13 protein-coding genes and 1 CRISPR repeat array are annotated in these 17,469 nt (G+C 44.2%); all 13 genes read right to left on the reverse strand.

The genetic code is table 11. The features are described 5' to 3' along the window. Positions 1 to 213: 213 nt before the first annotated feature. Positions 214 to 2,979: a cation-translocating P-type ATPase gene (locus HZA08_08615; GenBank protein MBI5193485.1), complete on the reverse strand. Its 2,766-nt coding sequence runs from the start codon at positions 2,977 to 2,979 to the stop codon at positions 214 to 216. A gap of 122 nt (positions 2,980 to 3,101) precedes the next feature. After that, complete coding sequence (locus HZA08_08620) at positions 3,102 to 3,836, reverse strand: 16S rRNA (uracil(1498)-N(3))-methyltransferase (GenBank protein ID MBI5193486.1); 735 nt, start codon at positions 3,834 to 3,836, stop codon at positions 3,102 to 3,104. Positions 3,837 to 4,007: 171 nt separating this feature from the next. After that, positions 4,008 to 5,114, reverse strand: a complete 1,107-nt coding sequence (gene dnaJ / locus HZA08_08625) for a molecular chaperone DnaJ (protein MBI5193487.1) — start codon at positions 5,112 to 5,114, stop codon at positions 4,008 to 4,010. Positions 5,115 to 5,424: 310 nt separating this feature from the next. After that, positions 5,425 to 7,353, reverse strand: a complete 1,929-nt coding sequence (gene dnaK / locus HZA08_08630) for a molecular chaperone DnaK (protein ID MBI5193488.1) — start codon at positions 7,351 to 7,353, stop codon at positions 5,425 to 5,427. Between the two features lie 250 nt (positions 7,354 to 7,603). Continuing rightward, entirely contained in the window at positions 7,604 to 8,137 is a 534-nt protein-coding gene (gene grpE, locus HZA08_08635) for a nucleotide exchange factor GrpE (protein ID MBI5193489.1), read from the reverse strand. 107 nt (positions 8,138 to 8,244) lie between these two features. Then, entirely contained in the window at positions 8,245 to 9,021 is a 777-nt protein-coding gene (locus HZA08_08640) for a type III pantothenate kinase (GenBank protein MBI5193490.1), read from the reverse strand. A gap of 10 nt (positions 9,022 to 9,031) precedes the next feature. Then, positions 9,032 to 10,018, reverse strand: a complete 987-nt coding sequence (locus HZA08_08645) for a biotin--[acetyl-CoA-carboxylase] ligase (GenBank protein ID MBI5193491.1) — start codon at positions 10,016 to 10,018, stop codon at positions 9,032 to 9,034. A gap of 137 nt (positions 10,019 to 10,155) precedes the next feature. Beyond that, positions 10,156 to 11,022: a carboxylating nicotinate-nucleotide diphosphorylase gene (gene nadC, locus HZA08_08650; GenBank protein ID MBI5193492.1), complete on the reverse strand. Its 867-nt coding sequence runs from the start codon at positions 11,020 to 11,022 to the stop codon at positions 10,156 to 10,158. Further along, on the reverse strand, positions 11,023 to 13,782 hold the full coding sequence (locus HZA08_08655; GenBank protein MBI5193493.1) for a valine--tRNA ligase: 2,760 nt from the start codon (positions 13,780 to 13,782) through the stop codon (positions 11,023 to 11,025). It abuts the gene before it with no gap. Continuing rightward, on the reverse strand, positions 13,779 to 14,744 hold the full coding sequence (locus tag HZA08_08660; GenBank protein MBI5193494.1) for a response regulator: 966 nt from the start codon (positions 14,742 to 14,744) through the stop codon (positions 13,779 to 13,781). Before HZA08_08660 ends, HZA08_08655 begins: the two co-directional genes overlap by 4 nt. 154 nt (positions 14,745 to 14,898) lie before the next feature. Next, a CRISPR array of direct repeats spans positions 14,899 to 15,374; the repeat unit is 34 nt; unit sequence TTCAATCCTTGTTTTTATGGAAGCCTCTCCGCAA. 174 nt (positions 15,375 to 15,548) lie between these two features. Further along, entirely contained in the window at positions 15,549 to 16,121 is a 573-nt protein-coding gene (gene cas4, locus HZA08_08665) for a CRISPR-associated protein Cas4 (GenBank protein ID MBI5193495.1), read from the reverse strand. A 31-nt stretch (positions 16,122 to 16,152) separates the two neighbouring features. Further along, positions 16,153 to 16,455, reverse strand: a complete 303-nt coding sequence (cas2, locus tag HZA08_08670; protein ID MBI5193496.1) for a CRISPR-associated endonuclease Cas2 — start codon at positions 16,453 to 16,455, stop codon at positions 16,153 to 16,155. Then, complete coding sequence (gene cas1, locus HZA08_08675; GenBank protein ID MBI5193497.1) at positions 16,448 to 17,434, reverse strand: CRISPR-associated endonuclease Cas1; 987 nt, start codon at positions 17,432 to 17,434, stop codon at positions 16,448 to 16,450. The genes cas2 and cas1 overlap by 8 nt, the downstream gene beginning before the upstream one ends. Positions 17,435 to 17,469: the final 35 nt, after the last annotated feature.

Genomic DNA, 17,469 nt, shown 5'->3' on the forward strand with positions numbered 1-17,469 from the left:
CGTACTTCGGCTATTTCCTCATGGGCGAATTCTCTGCCACGATATCTGACCGCCATCTCCATTCATCATGTTGTACCATAGATGGCAACCAGAACGCAAGTAGTTTTTTCGTGTCACCACGCCTCACTGAAGGGTTACGAATAACAGTGATCATCTGTTTATAATTTCTAACTTTTGAATGTTGGACAAGAATGTCCCGCCTATAGCTTCCATCTAACTTCTTGCCTCTGACTTCTTGCCTCTAACTTCTAACCTTCGCTTTACCCATTTCTCAATCTCTACTGCAATAAAAACAACTGATGACAAAACGAGTGTAAACATTAATTCAGAAAAGGTAAGCGGCTCGGTCTTGAATACACGATTCAGGATAGGCATGTAAATTGTCGCCAGTTGGAGCAGGAAGCTCAGGATTACAGTAATCAGCAGGGGTTTATTAGAAAAAATGCCGCCGGAAAACAGTGACTTGTTTTCAGATTTTATTGCCATGACATGACCGAACTGGGAGAGACAGAGCACAGTAAAGACCATCGTCTGCCAGTGACCGTGTCCGGTTTTGATTGCATAAGCCTGCGTAAATAGTGTAGCCCCGCCCATTAGTAAACCGACCCAAATAATATGCTGCCACATACCACCTGAGAATAGTCCCTCATCAGGCCGCCTTGGATTTCTCTTCATCACATCACCCTCTGCCGGTTCAGTAGAAAGGGCAAGGCTTGGGGCGCCGTCTGTTACAAGGTTTATCCAGAGGATATGTATGGGCAGGAGCGGTATCGGAAGTCCAAGGAAAGGCGCTAAAAATATCGTCCATATCTCTGCTGAGTTGCTTGTCAGCATATATTTAAAAAACTTTCTTATATTGTCGTATATCCTTCTTCCCTCACCTACTGCTGAGACAATAGTGGCAAAATTATCATCAAGGAGAATCATGTGTGCAGACTCCTTGGAAACATCCGTACCTGTTATTCCCATTGCAATACCTATGTCAGCCCTTTTTAATGCAGGTGCATCGTTCACGCCATCCCCTGTCATTGCAACAAACTCACCCTTATCCTGCAGGCCCTTAACAATCTTGAGCTTCTGTTCAGGGGCTACCCTCGCATATACACTAATGTCTTCTATCTTATTTTCGAATTCATCCATTGGAAGTCTTTCAAGCCTCGGACCTGTCATCACGTCTGTGTCATCGGAGATGATTCCGATCTTCCTCCCTATAGCCCTTGCAGTTATAGGGTGATCTCCTGTTATCATTACAGGTTTAATTCCTGCGGATTTGCATATTACAACAGCATCCTTTGCCTCAACCCGAGGCGGGTCCATAATACCTGCAAATGCGAGAATGGTGAGATTACATTCCATACTGTCAGGCGTTATGTCTTGAGGAAGCGCATCCCATTCCCTTATGCCGATGGCAAGCACCCTCAGCCCGTCAGCGGCCATCCTTTCACTTACCCGTATCAACTCTTCTTTATCAATATCCTTTAGGCCTGAAGACGTCAGGATATTCTTTGCCTTATCAATAATGACCTCTACCCCGCCTTTGGTAAAGGAAACAAAGCCATGAGATGACCCCATCCGCACCCTGCCCCTCCCACATTTATTGTCGGGGAGGGAAATTTCCTCTCCCTCAGGGAGAGGATTAAGGTGAGGGTGGGTTATCCTGTGAACCGTCGTCATGCACTTCCTGTCCGAATCAAATGGAATCTCTGCTGTGCGTGGATAATATTTTTGAAGCTCAGTCTTTTTAAATCCTGCATTCTCTGCAGCGGAAAAAAGTGCTGTCTCTGTCGGGTCACCTGTAGTCTTCCCATTACTATCTACGGCCGCATCATTACTTAATGCCATCGCTGTCAATAGAAGATGGAGGGGCCCACCTTCCCCCTGCCCCCCTCCCGTCAAGGGAGGGGGATTTTTTGAATTTGTAAATTCCGCACTGGATAATACTTCCCCGTCTACATAAATCTCTTCAACCGACATCCTGTTCATTGTTAGGGTACCTGTCTTATCAGTACAGATATATGTCACTGAACCGAGTGCCTCTACAGCAGGAAGTTTTCTTATTAGTACGTTCTGTTTAACCAGCTTCATGGCGCCTAATGAAAGTGAAATTGTCACTACTGCCGGAAGCGCCTCGGGAATGGCCGCTACTGCAAGGCTTATTGATGTAAGAAACATCAGGATAGCAGATTCGCCTCTCAGGATACCGACTAAAAATACTATTGCACATATAGCAATTGCTGTAATACCCAGAAGCTGCCCGACCTTCTCAAGTCGTTTTTGTAAAGGTGTTTTTACTTCCTCTTCCTCCTGAAGCATAGTTGCGATTCGCCCAAGCTCTGTCTCCATTCCGGTAGAGACAACAACACCTTTTGCACGGCCGTAACTAACCGTAGTCCCCTTGTAAGCCATGTTTCTTCTGTCTCCGAGCGGGATCATATCTTCATGTAGTTCTGATGTAGTCTTTTCAACCGGATGGGATTCTCCTGTTAATGCAGCCTCCTCTGTCTTTAGGTGGAAACTCTCCATAATCCTGATGTCAGCCGGAACTATCATACCGGCCTCTAACATTACTATGTCGCCTTTCACAATATCAGGGGAGGGAATGGGTGTTTGCATACCCTCCCTTATAACTACTGCAGTCGGAGAGGCCATGAGCTTCAATGCCTCCATCGCCTTTTCTGCCCTGTATTCCTGAATAAAACCTATTATGGCATTGATGATAACTATCACCATGATGGCAATAGTGTCCGCTGTTTCTCCGATAATTCCTGAGACAACAGCCGCAGCAATCAGGATAATGATCATGAAGTTTTTAAACTGATCAATAAACATCCCGACAGGCCCCTTCTTTTCCGCAGCCTTGAGTTCATTGGGACCGTTTTCAATAAGACGCCTCTTTGCCTCTTCCTGAGAAAGCCCTTCAGGATTAGAATCTAAAACCCGTAACACCTCTTCAATTGATTGCCGGTAAAATTTTTTCATATATGAGAAATTGTTACACTATGCTATTAAAAAAACAAGGTCTTCGATATGGGAAAAGCTATATGCGGTCCCGACTGCTTTTATCGGGGATAAAGACATTCAGAGATGAGAGTGAAGTAACACTAACCCGTGAACTCATACTGCAGAATAGAAAGTGCGACTATCGGGGCTGTTTCAGTCCTGAGGATTAACTCTCCAAGTGATACCGGGATAAAGCCTGAGGATACTGCGAGTTCAACTTCTTTATCTGAGAACCCGCCTTCCGGGCCAACGAGGATAGTTACACTCTTTACTTCCCCGGCATTTCTTAAAACATCTTTTATTCTCTTTATTTTTTCACCTTCCCATAACAGAAGGTTCAGATCACATTTTGCATAAGAGGAGAGAAAATCACGGAGGATGGCAGGTTGGGAAATATCCGGTATGTCGCGGCGGCCAGACTGTTGGGCCGCCTCAAGGGCTATCCTCTCCCAGCGAAGGTGTTTACCTTCACCGCGTTCCTTCTCAAGTTTTACTACAGACCGTTCAGATACTACCGGCGTAATCGTGGTAACACCAAGCTCTGTTGATTTCTGAATGATAAAATCAAACTTAGGCCCTTTTGGGAGTGACTGGACTAAATTAATATGTAACGATGTCCTTTTATCATGCTCCTCCTTACTAATAATCTCTCCGGTAAGAAGCTCCCTGCGCAGTACTGAAACTTTGATTGTGTATCCGGTTCCCTCTTCATCCACACAGGAAATTTGCTCCCCTGTTTTTATGCGGAGTGAATCACGAAGGTGATGCAATACATCACCGGTAAGCTCAATCCGGTTATCTTTTATGGAAGATTTTTTTATGAAGAAATTCGGCAAGTGATGATAAACCTTTTACACAGCTCACCCCCACCCTCACCCGGCCCCTCTCCCTGAGGGAGATGGTGCTGAGTTTATTCCCTCCCCGCCTATTTAATATGGGGAGGGTCAGAGCCTGCCCCCGAAGTAGTAATCGGGGGGTGGGGATGGGGTTATTTTCAGGTGAATCCCTTAAAACATGTCCTTAACTTTTTTAAAAAATCCGCCGCTGTTGGAACCTGTTTCTTCGCCGGAGACTTTTGCATATTCCTCGAGCAGTTCTCTCTGTCTGTCAGAGAGTTTCTTGGGGATGTCCACGTCAACCCTTACAATCTGATCCCCAATCCCGCACCCCCTCACGTCAGCAATGCCTTTACCTTTAATTCGCAGTGTACTTCCCGGCTGTGTACCAGGTTTTATATTAAGGGTGGTATTCCCTGTAAGTGTCGGGACTTCTATATTCGCACCAAGTGTTGCCTGTACAAAACTTATTGATGCCTTACAGATTATATCGTTCCCTTCCCGCACAAAGTGCGGGTGTTCTCTGACGGAGATTACAACATACAAATCTCCGGGCGGTCCTCCATTGACACCGCCTTCACCTTCACCTGATAACCTTAACCTCGATCCGGTCTCTACGCCAGGCGGGACTTTTAATGACAGTGTGCGTTCCCTCTGTACCCTCTTCCTGCCGCGGCATTTATCACAAGGGTCAGTAATGATACGGCCTTCACCACCGCAATGCGAACATGTCCTGCTTAGTGTAAAAAAGCCCTGTTGAATTCTTATCTGACCTGAACCTTTACATTGAGGACAAGTAGAAACCTTTGTTGAGGACTTTGCACCGGTACCATTACATGCGGTACATCCCTCCATGCGTGGGATGTTTATCTTTTTCTCTAACCCGAAGGCCGCCTCTTCAAAGGATATTTCAATATCATATCTTAGGTCAGACCCCTTCTCTGCACGGGTTCTCCGTCTCGGGCCTCCACCGAAGAAGTCTTCAAAGATGTCTTCAAATATATCACCGAAGCCGCCTCCGCCTCCACCGAAACCTCCAAAGCCTCCGGCACCGGCAGCATGACCGTATGTGTTATACACGTTGCGTTTCTCAGGGTCACTGAGTACCTCATAAGCCTCACTAAGTTCTTTAAACTTATCTTCAGCCTCTTTATTTCCAGGGTTTTTATCCGGATGGTATTTAATTGCAAGCTTACGGTATGCCTTTTTTAATTCATCATTTGAAGCATCGCGGCCAACCCCCAGCACTTCATAATAATCTCTCTTATCCCCCAAAATATCTCCTCAACTGGTCACTCGAAAATCCCTTCCGGCGGGGTAAGAAAACCCCGCCTATCCATTTCTATGAGGATAGGCGGGACATTCTTGTCCCGCTGATTTTCATGGCCCTTTGTGAAACCCAGTTTCATCACGGTTCACCTGAAAATCTCCATAGCTCACCCCCGCCCTAACCCTCCCCCCTCAAGGGGGAGGGAATTATAAGACCCCCCCTCCCCTCAAGGATGTAGGATATCTTTTTCTTACTTCTTGCCTCTTACCTCTTACTTCTAACTATCCACTAATCACTAATCACTATCCACTGTCTTTCCTACTTCTTCTCTTTATCCACCTCTTCAAAATCCGCATCCACTACATCTTCCTTAGGCTTCTCTCCTTCTGCATGTTCTCCTCCGGAAGGCGGGGTAAAGCCTCCGCCGGCACCACCTTCTGCACTCGCCTTTTTATACATCTCCTCAGCAAGCTTATGAGATACAGTACTCAGTTCCTGTATTGCGTTCTTTATAGTATCCACGTTATCAGACTCCATTGCCTTCTTTGTATTGTCAATGGCCGACTGGATACTGGTTTTTTCATCCTCAGAGACCTTATCCCCAAACTCTTTCAGCGATTTCTCAACAGAATAAACCATATTGTCTGCCTCATTCTTCGCCTCAACAAGCTGTTTCTTCTTCTTATCCTCTTCACCATGTGCCTCTGCATCCTTAACCATCTTCTTTATCTCTTCCTCAGAGAGTCCGCTTGATGCCGTAATCCTGATGGACTGTTCCTTTCCTGTAGCCTTATCCTTTGCAGAGACATGGACAATCCCGTTTGCATCAATATCAAATGTTACCTCAATCTGAGGGATTCCCCTCGGAGCAGGAGGGATGCCCATAAGTTCAAACATACCTAACAACTTATTATCCGAGGCCATCTCCCTCTCACCCTGATTGACCTTGATTGTAACAGCGGTCTGATTATCAACAGCAGTAGAAAATATCTGACTCTTACGGGAAGGTATGGTTGTATTCCTCTCTATAAGTTTAGTAAAAACCCCGCCAAGCGTCTCAATCCCAAGTGAAAGCGGTGTAACATCCAGAAGAAGCACATCCTTTACCTCGCCTTTTAATACCCCTGCCTGTATTGCTGCACCGATCGCAACAACCTCATCAGGATTCACACCCCTGTGCGGTTCTTTATTGAAAAATTCCTTTACGACCTTTTGTACCATAGGCATCCTGGTCTGCCCGCCGACAAGGACTACCTCATCTATCTGATTTGTGCCGACACCGGCATCAGACAATGCCTTACGGCATGGTTCAACAGATCCGTCCACCAAATCATCAACAAGTTGTTCCAGTTTGGCTCTGGTAAGCTTCATAGTCAGATGTTTTGGTCCGGATGCGTCTGCTGTTATAAACGGAAGGTTTATGTCGGTTTCCATTGATGATGATAATTCTATCTTCGCCTTCTCTGCCCCCTCTTTTAATCTCTGAAGGGCCATCTTATCATTCTTCAGGTCAATGCCCTGATCTTTTTTGAATTCATCTGCAAGCCAGTCAATTATTTTCAAATCAAAGTCATCGCCGCCGAGGTATGTATTTCCGTTTGTTGATTTGACCTCAAACACACCCTCGCCTATCTCAAGTATTGATATATCAAATGTGCCGCCGCCGAGGTCATAGACTGCAATCCTTTCATCCTTCTTCCTGTCAAGGCCGTAGGCCAGTGAAGCGGCTGTCGGTTCATTGATAATCCTCAGCACCTCAAGACCGGCTATTTTCCCGGCATCCTTTGTAGCCTGCCTCTGGCTGTCATCAAAGTAAGCGGGAACTGTAATAACGGCCTCTGTTATCGTTTCTCCAAGATAATCCTCTGCTGTCTGTTTCATCTTCTGGAGAATCATTGCAGAGATTTCAGCAGGGCTGTATACCTTCCCTCTGACCTCAACATGGGCATCACCGTTCGGTGCCTCTACAATATGATATGGAAGTTTCTTTTTCGCCCCTGAGACCTCCGGAGAATTAAATTTGCGGCCTATAAGCCTCTTTATTGAAAATATTGTGTTCTCAGGATTTGTTATTGCCTGTCTTTTTGCAATAGCCCCGACCAACCTCTCCCCCTTGTCTGTGAACGCCACGACAGAAGGTGTTGTCCTGTTTCCTTCAGCATTCGGTATGACCACAGGTTCACCGCCGGTCATTACAGCCACACATGAATTAGTTGTCCCAAGGTCAATACCTATAACCTTTCCCATTGTTTTCTCCTCCTATTTTTTATTAAGTTAATTCCAATCCCAACATAGAAACTAACATCTCAGCGCCCCTCCCTATTTAATAAATCCCCCCCACCTTTGTCCTCCCCCGCCAGGGGGGAGGATATTTAGGGGCAGGGAGGGAAGATAATCTGAATTGTTTAGTCTTCCTCTATTTTAAGGACACACTTGCAATATTTATTAATCATCCCTAACTAAAAATTCAAGGGATTGCACCTTATCTTTTTTCAAATTATTCTTTCTTTTTTGCCACACTAACAAGTGAGTGCCTTATCACCCTGTCATTCAGGATATATCCCTTACGAAATTCATCTACTATACTATTATCCTCATGGGTCTCTGACTCCACGATTGAGACCGCATGATGTTTCTCAGGATCAAATACCTCCCCGATCGTCTCAATACCTTTTACACCATACTTATCCATCACACCCCTGAACTCTTTAAGTGTAAGGTCTAAACCATCAATCAGTGCATCAAAATCTTTTTTCTCCTTAGAGTGCTGGATTGCCCGGTCTAAATTGTCAACCACAGTCAGTAAATCACTTAGTATCTTCTCATTTGCATATTTTACTGAATCAGCCTGTTCCCTCGCAACCCTCTTCCTGTAATTATCCATCTCAGCAAGTGCCCTGAGATACTTATCACTCATCTCTTTACATTCAGCCTCTTTCTTATTTAATGCATCTTGTAATGATTCCATAGTTTCCCCTGAAAAATCTGCTGCCTCTTCTTTCTGAATATCATCGTTATCCAACATCCCCATAGCTCACCCTCCCCCTACCCCCCTCCCGTCAAGGGAGGGGGAATTTCTTATTTCCTGCTTCTATTTTCTTGTTTCTAACTTCTTGCTTCTTGCTTCTTACTTCAGCGTCAACGGTTCATTTCAAAAATCAGCCTCAACCCCTCCAGAGTCAGCATTGGATTTATCTCTTTTATATTCCTTGTCTGTGCGGCTATCATCTCTGCAAGGCCGCCGGTGGCGACTACATAAGGTTCACCTTCCATCTCCTGCCCCATCTCATTTTTGATACGTTCCACTAACTCATCCACTAATCCTGCATATCCATAAACAATACCGGACTGTATGCTTGTTACTGTACTCCTGCCAATCACTTTTGCCGGTGGTTCAAGTGTAACCTTGGGAAGCTTGGCAGCCCTCTGTGATAGTGCATCAAGTGAAATCATAATCCCCGGGACAATCACACCGCCCATGTATTCTGATGCCCCGCTAACCGCACAAAACGTGGTCGCAGTACCAAAGTCAACTATAATAACAGGCCCGCCGTAAATTGAATACGCTGCAACTGCATTAACTATACGGTCAGCCCCGACATCTTTGGGGTTATCATAACATATCGTAAGCCCTGTTTTAATATTCTCATCTACAAGAATAGTATCGAGCTTGAAATATCTTTTTACCATCCTCTTAATAATCGTTGTAAGAGGAGGGACTACAGAAGACATAATCACATTATCAATATTTTTTATACCAGGACTTACAGACCTGATAGCCTCACGAAATAGTATCCCGTATTCATCTGCTGTCTTGTTCTGGTCAGAGTTAATGCGCCAATAGTCAACAATATTCTTGTCTTCATATAAGCCGAATACTATGTTTGTATTTCCAATGTCTATTGCAAGAAGCATAAGTTCCCCATTACTCCATCACTGTCACATCACCTGAATAAATTACCTTTGTTGAATCTTCTCCAATCCTTATTACAAGCCCGCCTTCCGTAGTAATGTCTTCTGCAACCCCTGTAATAGCACCGCCCGCAGATGTAACCTTTATCATTTTATTAAGTGTAATACAGAGCTTACGCCACTTACTCATAATTGACATGATGCCTTTTTTTCTCAGGTACTCATAGTTTGAATCCATTGACTCAATAAGGAAACATAAGAGTTTAGTGCGATCCGACTTCCTTCCAAGGCTATCCATAACAGACGTTGCAGGAATCCTGAAACTATCAGGAAAGTCTTCGTTTTTCATATTAACATTTATCCCGATTCCGATAACAACATAATTTATCTTCTCTTCCTCAGCATTCATCTCAGTCAGAATACCTGAAATCTTTTTCTGATTCACAAGAATATCATTGGGCCATTTTATCCATGCCTCAAGACCTGTTGTCCCTGCAATAGCCTCAGCCGCTGCAAGGGATGCCATCATGGTCAAAACCGGTGCATTTACAGGTGGAATCTCAGGTCTTATAAGGAATGATGCATATATATTAACACCCTTTGGTGATATCCACTGCCTCCCAAGCCGCCCCTTGCCGTGTAGTTGAGATTCAGCAATTACCACAAGACCTTCCTTGCCCCCTTTTGATGCAAGCTCCATTGTAATGTCATTAGTAGATTTAACCTCATCAAATACGAGTATGTCATTACCTATTACCGTAGTTTTTATTTCTTTTTTTATATCTGCGGCAGAGAGTATGTCAGGCGTCTCTATCAACTTGTAACCTTTTGACGGAACACTAATGATAACGTACCCCTTCTTCCTCAACCCCTCAATATGCTTCCAGACCGCTGCCCTCGTTATCTTAATCTGATTGCTTATTGCCTGACCAGAGACAAACTCATCCTGCCTTTCTTTGAAAGTGTTTAAGATGAGATTGTCTATTTTTTCAACTTGCATTGTTATTCATCCGAAAATGACCCCATCCCCACCCTAACCCTCCCCTTGAAGGGGAGGGAATAAACTAAGCACCCTCTCCCTCAGGGAGAGGGTCCGGGTGAGGGTGGGGTTTTCATTGCCATTTGTGAACCACCAGCTCATGACAGTTCTTTATTCACATCCATACTCAGGTTGGCCCACACCGCTGAATGTATTAATGCACCTGCTGAAATAATGTCTACGCCGGTTGCCGCAACATCTCTTATTCTGTCAAGCGTCATTCCGCCTGATGCCTCTATCAATATCTGTTTTGCCTTATGTTCTCTGATAATGCTGACTGCTTCACGCATCATCTGAAGGTCCATGTTGTCCAACAGGATAATATCTGCACCGCCTCTCACTGCTTCTCTAACCTCTTCAATATTACTGACCTCTATCTCTATCTTTATTGTATGAGGCACTTTTTTTTTCACAGAAGTTATAGCCACTGCAACCCCTTCTGTCAATGCTATGTGGTTTTCCTTTATAAGAATCCCGTCAAACAAACCATACCTGTGATTCCAACAGCCTCCGGCCCTCACAGCATACTTCTCAAGAGACCTCAATCCCGGAGTGGTCTTTCTTGTATCAACTATCCTGACAGGAAATCCGGCAACAGCCTCTTTGTATTTCCGTGACAGTGTCGCAATCCCTGAAAGCCTCTGCAGAAAATTTAGTGCCACCCTCTCACCGGTAAGAAGCGTCCTTGCCTTTCCGTGCAGACGTGCAATGTTAGTTCCTGACTTTACTGACTCTCCATCCCCTGCCAGAGCCTCAAATATTACTTCCACATCAAGGGTCTTGAACACCTCTTCTGCAACCCTGATACCTGCCAGAACTATATCCTCTTCTGCAATAATAGTCCCTACAGCATCCATATTCTCAGGAATCAGGAAAGCAGTTGTTATATCACCTGAACCTATATCTTCCGAAAGTGCGTTATTAACAATCTTCCCGATCTCAATTAAAGAAAGGTCATTCTGCATCTATGAACCAAGCCATGACAGGTTAGCCTCAATTCTCAATTTCTGCTCCGTCAGCTCCTGATATTTTCCTTTTTCCTTCTGAACTATCTCTTCAGGGGCCTTTTCAATAAAACTCTTATTAGACAACTTACTGTTAATCCTTTCAATCTCATTATTCATATCACTGAGACGTTTACTCAACTGCCTCTTCTCTTTATCTATATCAATTACACCTTCAAGCGGCAGGTAAATCTCACCTCCTGAGAACACAGAGATAGCAGACTTCTCAGGACGCTTAATATCTTTACCAATCACAACATCCTTGATCCATGCAAGCCTCTTCAGATATATAAAATTGTCTTCGAGCAAATTGTTTAGGAATTCATTAGAAAATCCCTCCGGCGGGGTTGGAAAACCCCGCCTATCCGTGCCTAAATTGAGGATAGGCGGGACATTCTTGTCCCGCTGATTTTCATGCCCCTTTGTAATCGCCCCGCTCATGAGAGATTTATCAGCAATCTTGAGATGGACATCCACAATCTGAGACGGCGGGATATTCAACTCTGACCTCATACTCCTTACAGTCTTTATAACCTCCATAACTGACTCCATATCCTTCTCTGCAGAATCATTCAGAAGCGGCTCTTCAACTACAGGGTATCCGGAGACCATCAAAGATGGACCCTTATTATTAAAATCGCCGTTCTGATATATCTCCTCAGTAATAAAAGGCATAAAGGGATGAAGCAGTCTCAGTACATTATCCAGCGTGTTTAACAAAACCGCAGAAGTGTTCTCCTTCCTCTGTCCTCCTTCAGCAATTTGTAGTTTTGCAAATTCCAGATACCAGTCGCAGAACTCATGCCAGAAGAATTTATAGATTGTACCTGATGCCAGATCAAACCGGTACTCACCCAGCATCCCTGAAATCTCTGCTATTGTATTATTCAAGCGGCTCAGTATCCATTTATCAGGGAGTGTCAGATAATCTTTATCAAGACGAACCGCACCTTCTGAATTCATCATTATAAATCTTGACGCATTCCATATCTTGTTTGCAAAATTCCTGTTCCCCTCAATGCGTTCTTCGGAGAGCTTAATGTCACGGCCCGGTGAAGACATCGAGGCCAGTGTAAATCTTAGTGCATCCGTACCATACTTCCCCATTATAATCAGGGGGTCAATAACATTCCCCTTTGATTTGCTCATCTTCTGTCCCTCAGCATCCCTGACGAGTGCATGGATACATACCTCTTTAAAAGGGACATCCCCCATAAATTTAATCCCCATCATCATCATACGGGCTACCCAGAAAAAGAGTATGTCAAATCCGGTAACAAGGACAGACGTCGGATAAAACCGTTTTAGATCCTCTGTCTTCTCAGGCCAGCCTAATGTCGAGAAGGGCCATAAGGCAGAAGAGAACCATGTATCAAGCACGTCCTCATCCTGTAAAATATCAGGACTGCCGCATTGTTTGCAGGCTGAAGGATTATCCCTGTCAACTGTAACTCCCCCGCAGGCTTTACAATGCCATGCCGGTATCTGATGTCCCCACCATATCTGCCTTGATATACACCAGTCTTTGATATTATTCATCCATTCAAAATATGTATTCTCCCAGCCTTTCGGGATAATTGTAACCTTGCCCTCTTCAACTGCCCGGATAGCCGGTTCAGCAAGCGGCTTTGTCTTAACAAACCACTGTTTTGACACATTGGGTTCTATTATAGTCTTGCACCTGTAACAATGACCCACTGCATGAAGGTGATTATCCTCTTTTACAAGCTCTCCCCTGTCGGTAAGGTCTTTGAGAATCGCCTTCCTGCACTCAAATCTGTCCATTCCTTTATACTGCCCGGCATCGTCGTTCATCTTTCCGTCATCAGTCATTACCTTTATCTTAGGAAGTCCGTGCCTGTTGCCGACCTCAAAGTCATTCGGGTCATGGGCAGGGGTAATCTTTAATGCTCCGGTACCGAATTCCATTTCAACTACAGTATCCGCGATAACAGGTATCACCCTTCCAACAACAGGAATAATTACATCCTTACCTATAAAACTGCTGTATCTTGTATCAGCCGGATTTACAGCAACCGCAGTATCTCCAAGTATCGTCTCAGGACGTGTTGTAGCAACTGTCAGCGAGCCGGATCCGTCAGCAAGTTGATAAACAAGGTGATATAACTTCCCTTGAATATTCTCATACTCAACCTCAAGGTCCGACAATGCGGTCATACACCTGGGGCACCAATTAATAATGTAATTTCCCTGATATATAAGCCCATCTTCATAGAGCCGTACAAAGACCTCCCGCACAGCCCTTGACATCCCATCATCCATTGTAAAACGTTCCCTGCTCCAATCACATGAACCGCCAAGGCGTTTAAGCTGATAGATAATCGTACGGCCGTAATATTCCCGCCACTCCCAGACCTTTTTAACAAACCGTTCTCTGCCGTACTCCTTCCTGCTGTTCCCCTCTGAGGCTATATGCCGCTCTACAACATTCTGAGTTGCAATACCCGCATGGTCGGTCCCGGGCACCCAAAGAGTGTTATAACCTGACATCCTCTTCCAGCGGACAATAATGTCCTGTAAAGTAGTGTTAAGGGCATGACCCATGTGCAAAGAACCGGTGATATTAGGGGGTGGAATTACTATAGAAAAACTATTTGGATTGTCCTGCTCTGCTGCCTTAAAAAAACCATTGTCCTCCCAGAATTTGTACCACTTTTCTTCTACCTCTTCAGGGCTGTAAACCTTACTAAGTTCATTCATCCACTCTCACCCTTGAGCCTTTCTATCTCCTTTTTGACCTCTTCTTCTGCAATCCTGGGGACTACATCCATTACTATCTTTTCAATAAATTCTCTTGAGATTTTGCTTAACATTTTTTCAATTATTTCGTCGGGGAATAACCCCATCCCCACCCTATCCCTCCCCTTGAAGGGGAGGGGACTTTCACTCTCCATCTGCTCACCTGTTGTTTCTTCTTCCTGTGGGAGGGGGATGGACATATCACCTTCTGCTCTTTCCGTCGTTATAAACTCCCTCCCCTTCAAGGGGAGGGCTGGGGTGGGGATGGGGTTACTGTCAAGTGTTGTACTTACATACCCCGTCTGCTCCAATTCCTTTTCAATCTCCTCCATTGCAACTTCATTGATTTCCGCAGGAATCTGCTCTTCTATCTCCTCCACTCCGGCTATCCCTGCAAGATTATCATTTAAGACCGCTGACTCATTTTCCAAAATAATATCTTTCTTATTTACATCCTTCTTTGACTCCTCAGAAACATTCCAGCCTAGTAGTTCTTCAATACCAATTGGGCCCATTGGTTCAACCTGTTCATAGGACGGCATTGAAGATGCTTCCATACAATCCTTTATGGTATTTACCATCTTAGTAGGGTCTATGGGCTTGTATATAATCCCATAACCCGGTGGTATATCTTCTCCGGTTTTTAATAATGCGTCCATGTTCTCTATCACGTACAGGATAGGGACGTATTTAAATTCTGGAAATTCCGGTCTATTCCTGATAGCCCTGCTGACCTCTATTCCATTTACCCCTGAGAGACCAGGGTCAAGGAGTATCACATCAGGCATAAACCTTGTGGCAACATCAAGTGCAACCGTTCCATCCGATACCGTGGAAATATCAAAACCTTCCAGTTTCAGAAAATAAGAAATAACCTGGAGAACAGTACTATCAGACTCTGCAATAAGAACCTTTTTACCCATACCGGATCCCCCCTGTTTTCTAAAAAGTTAATTTCATGGTTTTATGATATTCCCGATTTTAACAAGCTAACATAGTATTATTTATCAGAGTTTGTGTCAAGTAGAGACACCATTAATCTCTTGAATTTTCAGGGGGTTGAGGCCAATTATTGCTATATTGAGGTGAGATAAGCTGGAACCCTCTCCGCAACATAATATAGACTAGTGGGCTTATAAGGCGGTTGCAGCGCTTCAATCCTTGTTTTTATGGAAGCCTCTCCGCAACTGCGATTATTTCAGGTGCGAAGATTGCCACAGGAGCAGGTTTCAATCCTTGTTTTTATGGAAGCCTCTCCGCAACACCTTGCGCAGAAGGTACAAGGGCAGTTACCGAATGCGTTTCAATCCTTGTTTTTATGGAAGCCTCTCCGCAAGCGCCTGCCGGTGACCATTCGGAAATATTTCCTGAGTTTCAATCCTTGTTTTTATGGAAGCCTCTCCGCAACATTGTGTTTGACATGGAGAAAACTATAATCAATATGCGTTTCAATCCTTGTTTTTATGGAAGCCTCTCCGCAAAAATCTGTTTAATCGTCATGCTTTTGACACCCTTCGGTTTCAATCCTTGTTTTTATGGAAGCCTCTCCGCAACTCAATTTTGTCTCACTCCCTTTATTTATGCGGTCTCCTGACAATTTTACTCTTCCTATTTCCCCCCTTTCCAAGCCCTCTGATATAAAATAAATTGCCATATTTTCACCCCCTTTACATCGTCTCAGCCTCGAAAAATCTAAAGTATTCCATGCAGTTACGATTCTGATCTATTCACACACAAATATTTTTATAACAACAGTCAACGCACCTGTTATTCCATCTTGTCCTTTTAGGATAATAACCTTTCAAAATAACAGCTAATATCTCCTCAACTAAAGCCATAGCATACTCAAAATCCTCAGGCTTGTAAACCACTTCTTTTAATGTGATACCATCCCGCACATAGCAGAGATAACCCCTGTAAACAGGCTTCTTATATGTTTCCCTGATCAGCATTGCATAAAGAACAGACTGAACTTTATGGGTTTCAAACAGGAAATCCCTGAACTCGGTATATTTATAATCAAGAGTCGCCATACTGCCGTCTGAGAGGGTCAGCACCTCATCAATCACCCCTCTTACCCGAATAACCGGTGATGCCACATAAACGGAAAGTTCCTTATCCACACATCCGATCTTTTTCCTCAGGTATTCCTTATTCTCCTTTTCACGCCGTTCATGCAGTTCCCGCCCTTTCAAAACTTTATATCTAAGTTCCTCGTGCTGGGGTATTTTCAGGCAATTCATAAAGTATGTAAACCTTGGGCAGAAGAGATGTTCGATTACCTCAGAGGGAGTAATCATGACTGTAGATTCTGTGTCCATCACCTGCACCTCAGAAAAACTTCGCCAGCACCTCGGCTGATACCAGCTTCTTATCAAATGCCTGGCCAAGCAGCCTTACCTTTTTAAAGTCATCTTCACACATAGGAAAGATGTAAACGGAATCGGCTTCACTATCAATCAGGTCATCACATATAATTTTCAATTCATCCAACTGATTCCTGTTCAGTGTCCCGAGGAATGCAGACTTCTGTACCCTGTATAACCCTTTATCCTTGCAGGTCTTTGCCACTCTGTTCCGGGTTTTATCATCCGAAATATCATATATAACCCACAGCATAATATCGTTAGCCATCAGCCTCTGCCTCCTTTATCAGGCTGTTTGCAATCTTATGGCACTCAAACTGTATGATGTCGCCCCTCTTGATATTTCTTCCGCCATATCGTAAAGACTCATCTAAAAAGGCCGTAAGTCCCTCAATCAACAATGCCTTTCCTTCTTTATTCAGCGTGTATCCGTTTTTTAATTCTTCAAAGTGCTCCTGCCTGACCTTTCGTCCGGCAAATAAATTTACCACTGTCTCGTCTGCCCAGATACGAAAGTTCTCGATCAGATCAAATACAAGTGATTTTTTGTTGTAGTTATCTGTATGAATAATCCCAACATAAGGGTCAAGTCCTGCAATAATACATGCCTTCTCCACCCTCGAATAGAGGACACCATAGGCATAGTTCAGCAGGGCATTGAATTCATCCTTTGCAGGATTCCTGCTTCGCCCATCAAACCGGTATCTATCAGGCATGAGAAAACTGAGACATTCAAAATACATCCTGCCGCCGCTCCCCTCAATCCCCATTATAGTCCCGCGCATATCTTTGATAGTCCCGGTGAGACCATTAAAGCCCTGCTGACAATTTTCCAATTTACCTATATACGACGTAATCTCCGCAGACTTTTGTGTCCTTGTATTTCGCAGCCTCTTTAGCAGCTCTATCTGATTCTCAAACTTTTTCCCTACCCACGACAGGGCCAGCTTAAAACCATCCTCTGTCTCCGCAATCTCAATCTGCCGCCTCCTGATAAGGGTTGTACTTCCAAGTTTACTGTGCCACACCCTTCCATAAGGATCACCAAATTCATCAAGAAAGATAATGTCAATATTATGATCCATCGCCAGCTTGATGGCATCTGTAGTAATATAAGCCGCAGTAGTAATCATGATAGAGGAGACCTTCTTGACTGATACCTCAAAGACCTGATCATCCCTCTTTACCTTGAAACAATCGCCGTTCTTCTGGAGATATGAACCGTAGGTGTTGATTACTAATTGCATATAGGTTCCTTTGCCATTGACTTCCCGATGCCATA

This window comes from Nitrospirota bacterium (assembly GCA_016212215.1).
GTDB lineage: Bacteria > Nitrospirota > 9FT-COMBO-42-15 > HDB-SIOI813 > HDB-SIOI813 > JACRGV01.

What these genes read in the sequence shown, in the direction of transcription:
- cas1 (MBI5193497.1), bottom strand. Translation starts at nt 17,434, where the DNA reads ATGCAATTAGTAATCAACACCTACGGTTCATATCTCCAGAAGAACGGC.
- grpE (MBI5193489.1), bottom strand. Translation starts at nt 8,137, where the DNA reads ATGGGGATGTTGGATAACGATGATATTCAGAAAGAAGAGGCAGCAGAT.
- cas4 (MBI5193495.1), bottom strand. Translation starts at nt 16,121, where the DNA reads ATGATTACTCCCTCTGAGGTAATCGAACATCTCTTCTGCCCAAGGTTT.
- HZA08_08660 (MBI5193494.1), bottom strand. Translation starts at nt 14,744, where the DNA reads ATGGGTAAAAAGGTTCTTATTGCAGAGTCTGATAGTACTGTTCTCCAG.
- HZA08_08640 (MBI5193490.1), bottom strand. Translation starts at nt 9,021, where the DNA reads ATGCTTCTTGCAATAGACATTGGAAATACAAACATAGTATTCGGCTTA.
- cas2 (MBI5193496.1), bottom strand. Translation starts at nt 16,455, where the DNA reads ATGGCTAACGATATTATGCTGTGGGTTATATATGATATTTCGGATGAT.
- HZA08_08615 (MBI5193485.1), bottom strand. Translation starts at nt 2,979, where the DNA reads ATGAAAAAATTTTACCGGCAATCAATTGAAGAGGTGTTACGGGTTTTA.
- dnaK (MBI5193488.1), bottom strand. Translation starts at nt 7,353, where the DNA reads ATGGGAAAGGTTATAGGTATTGACCTTGGGACAACTAATTCATGTGTG.
- HZA08_08645 (MBI5193491.1), bottom strand. Translation starts at nt 10,018, where the DNA reads ATGCAAGTTGAAAAAATAGACAATCTCATCTTAAACACTTTCAAAGAA.
- HZA08_08655 (MBI5193493.1), bottom strand. Translation starts at nt 13,782, where the DNA reads ATGAATGAACTTAGTAAGGTTTACAGCCCTGAAGAGGTAGAAGAAAAG.
- nadC (MBI5193492.1), bottom strand. Translation starts at nt 11,022, where the DNA reads ATGCAGAATGACCTTTCTTTAATTGAGATCGGGAAGATTGTTAATAAC.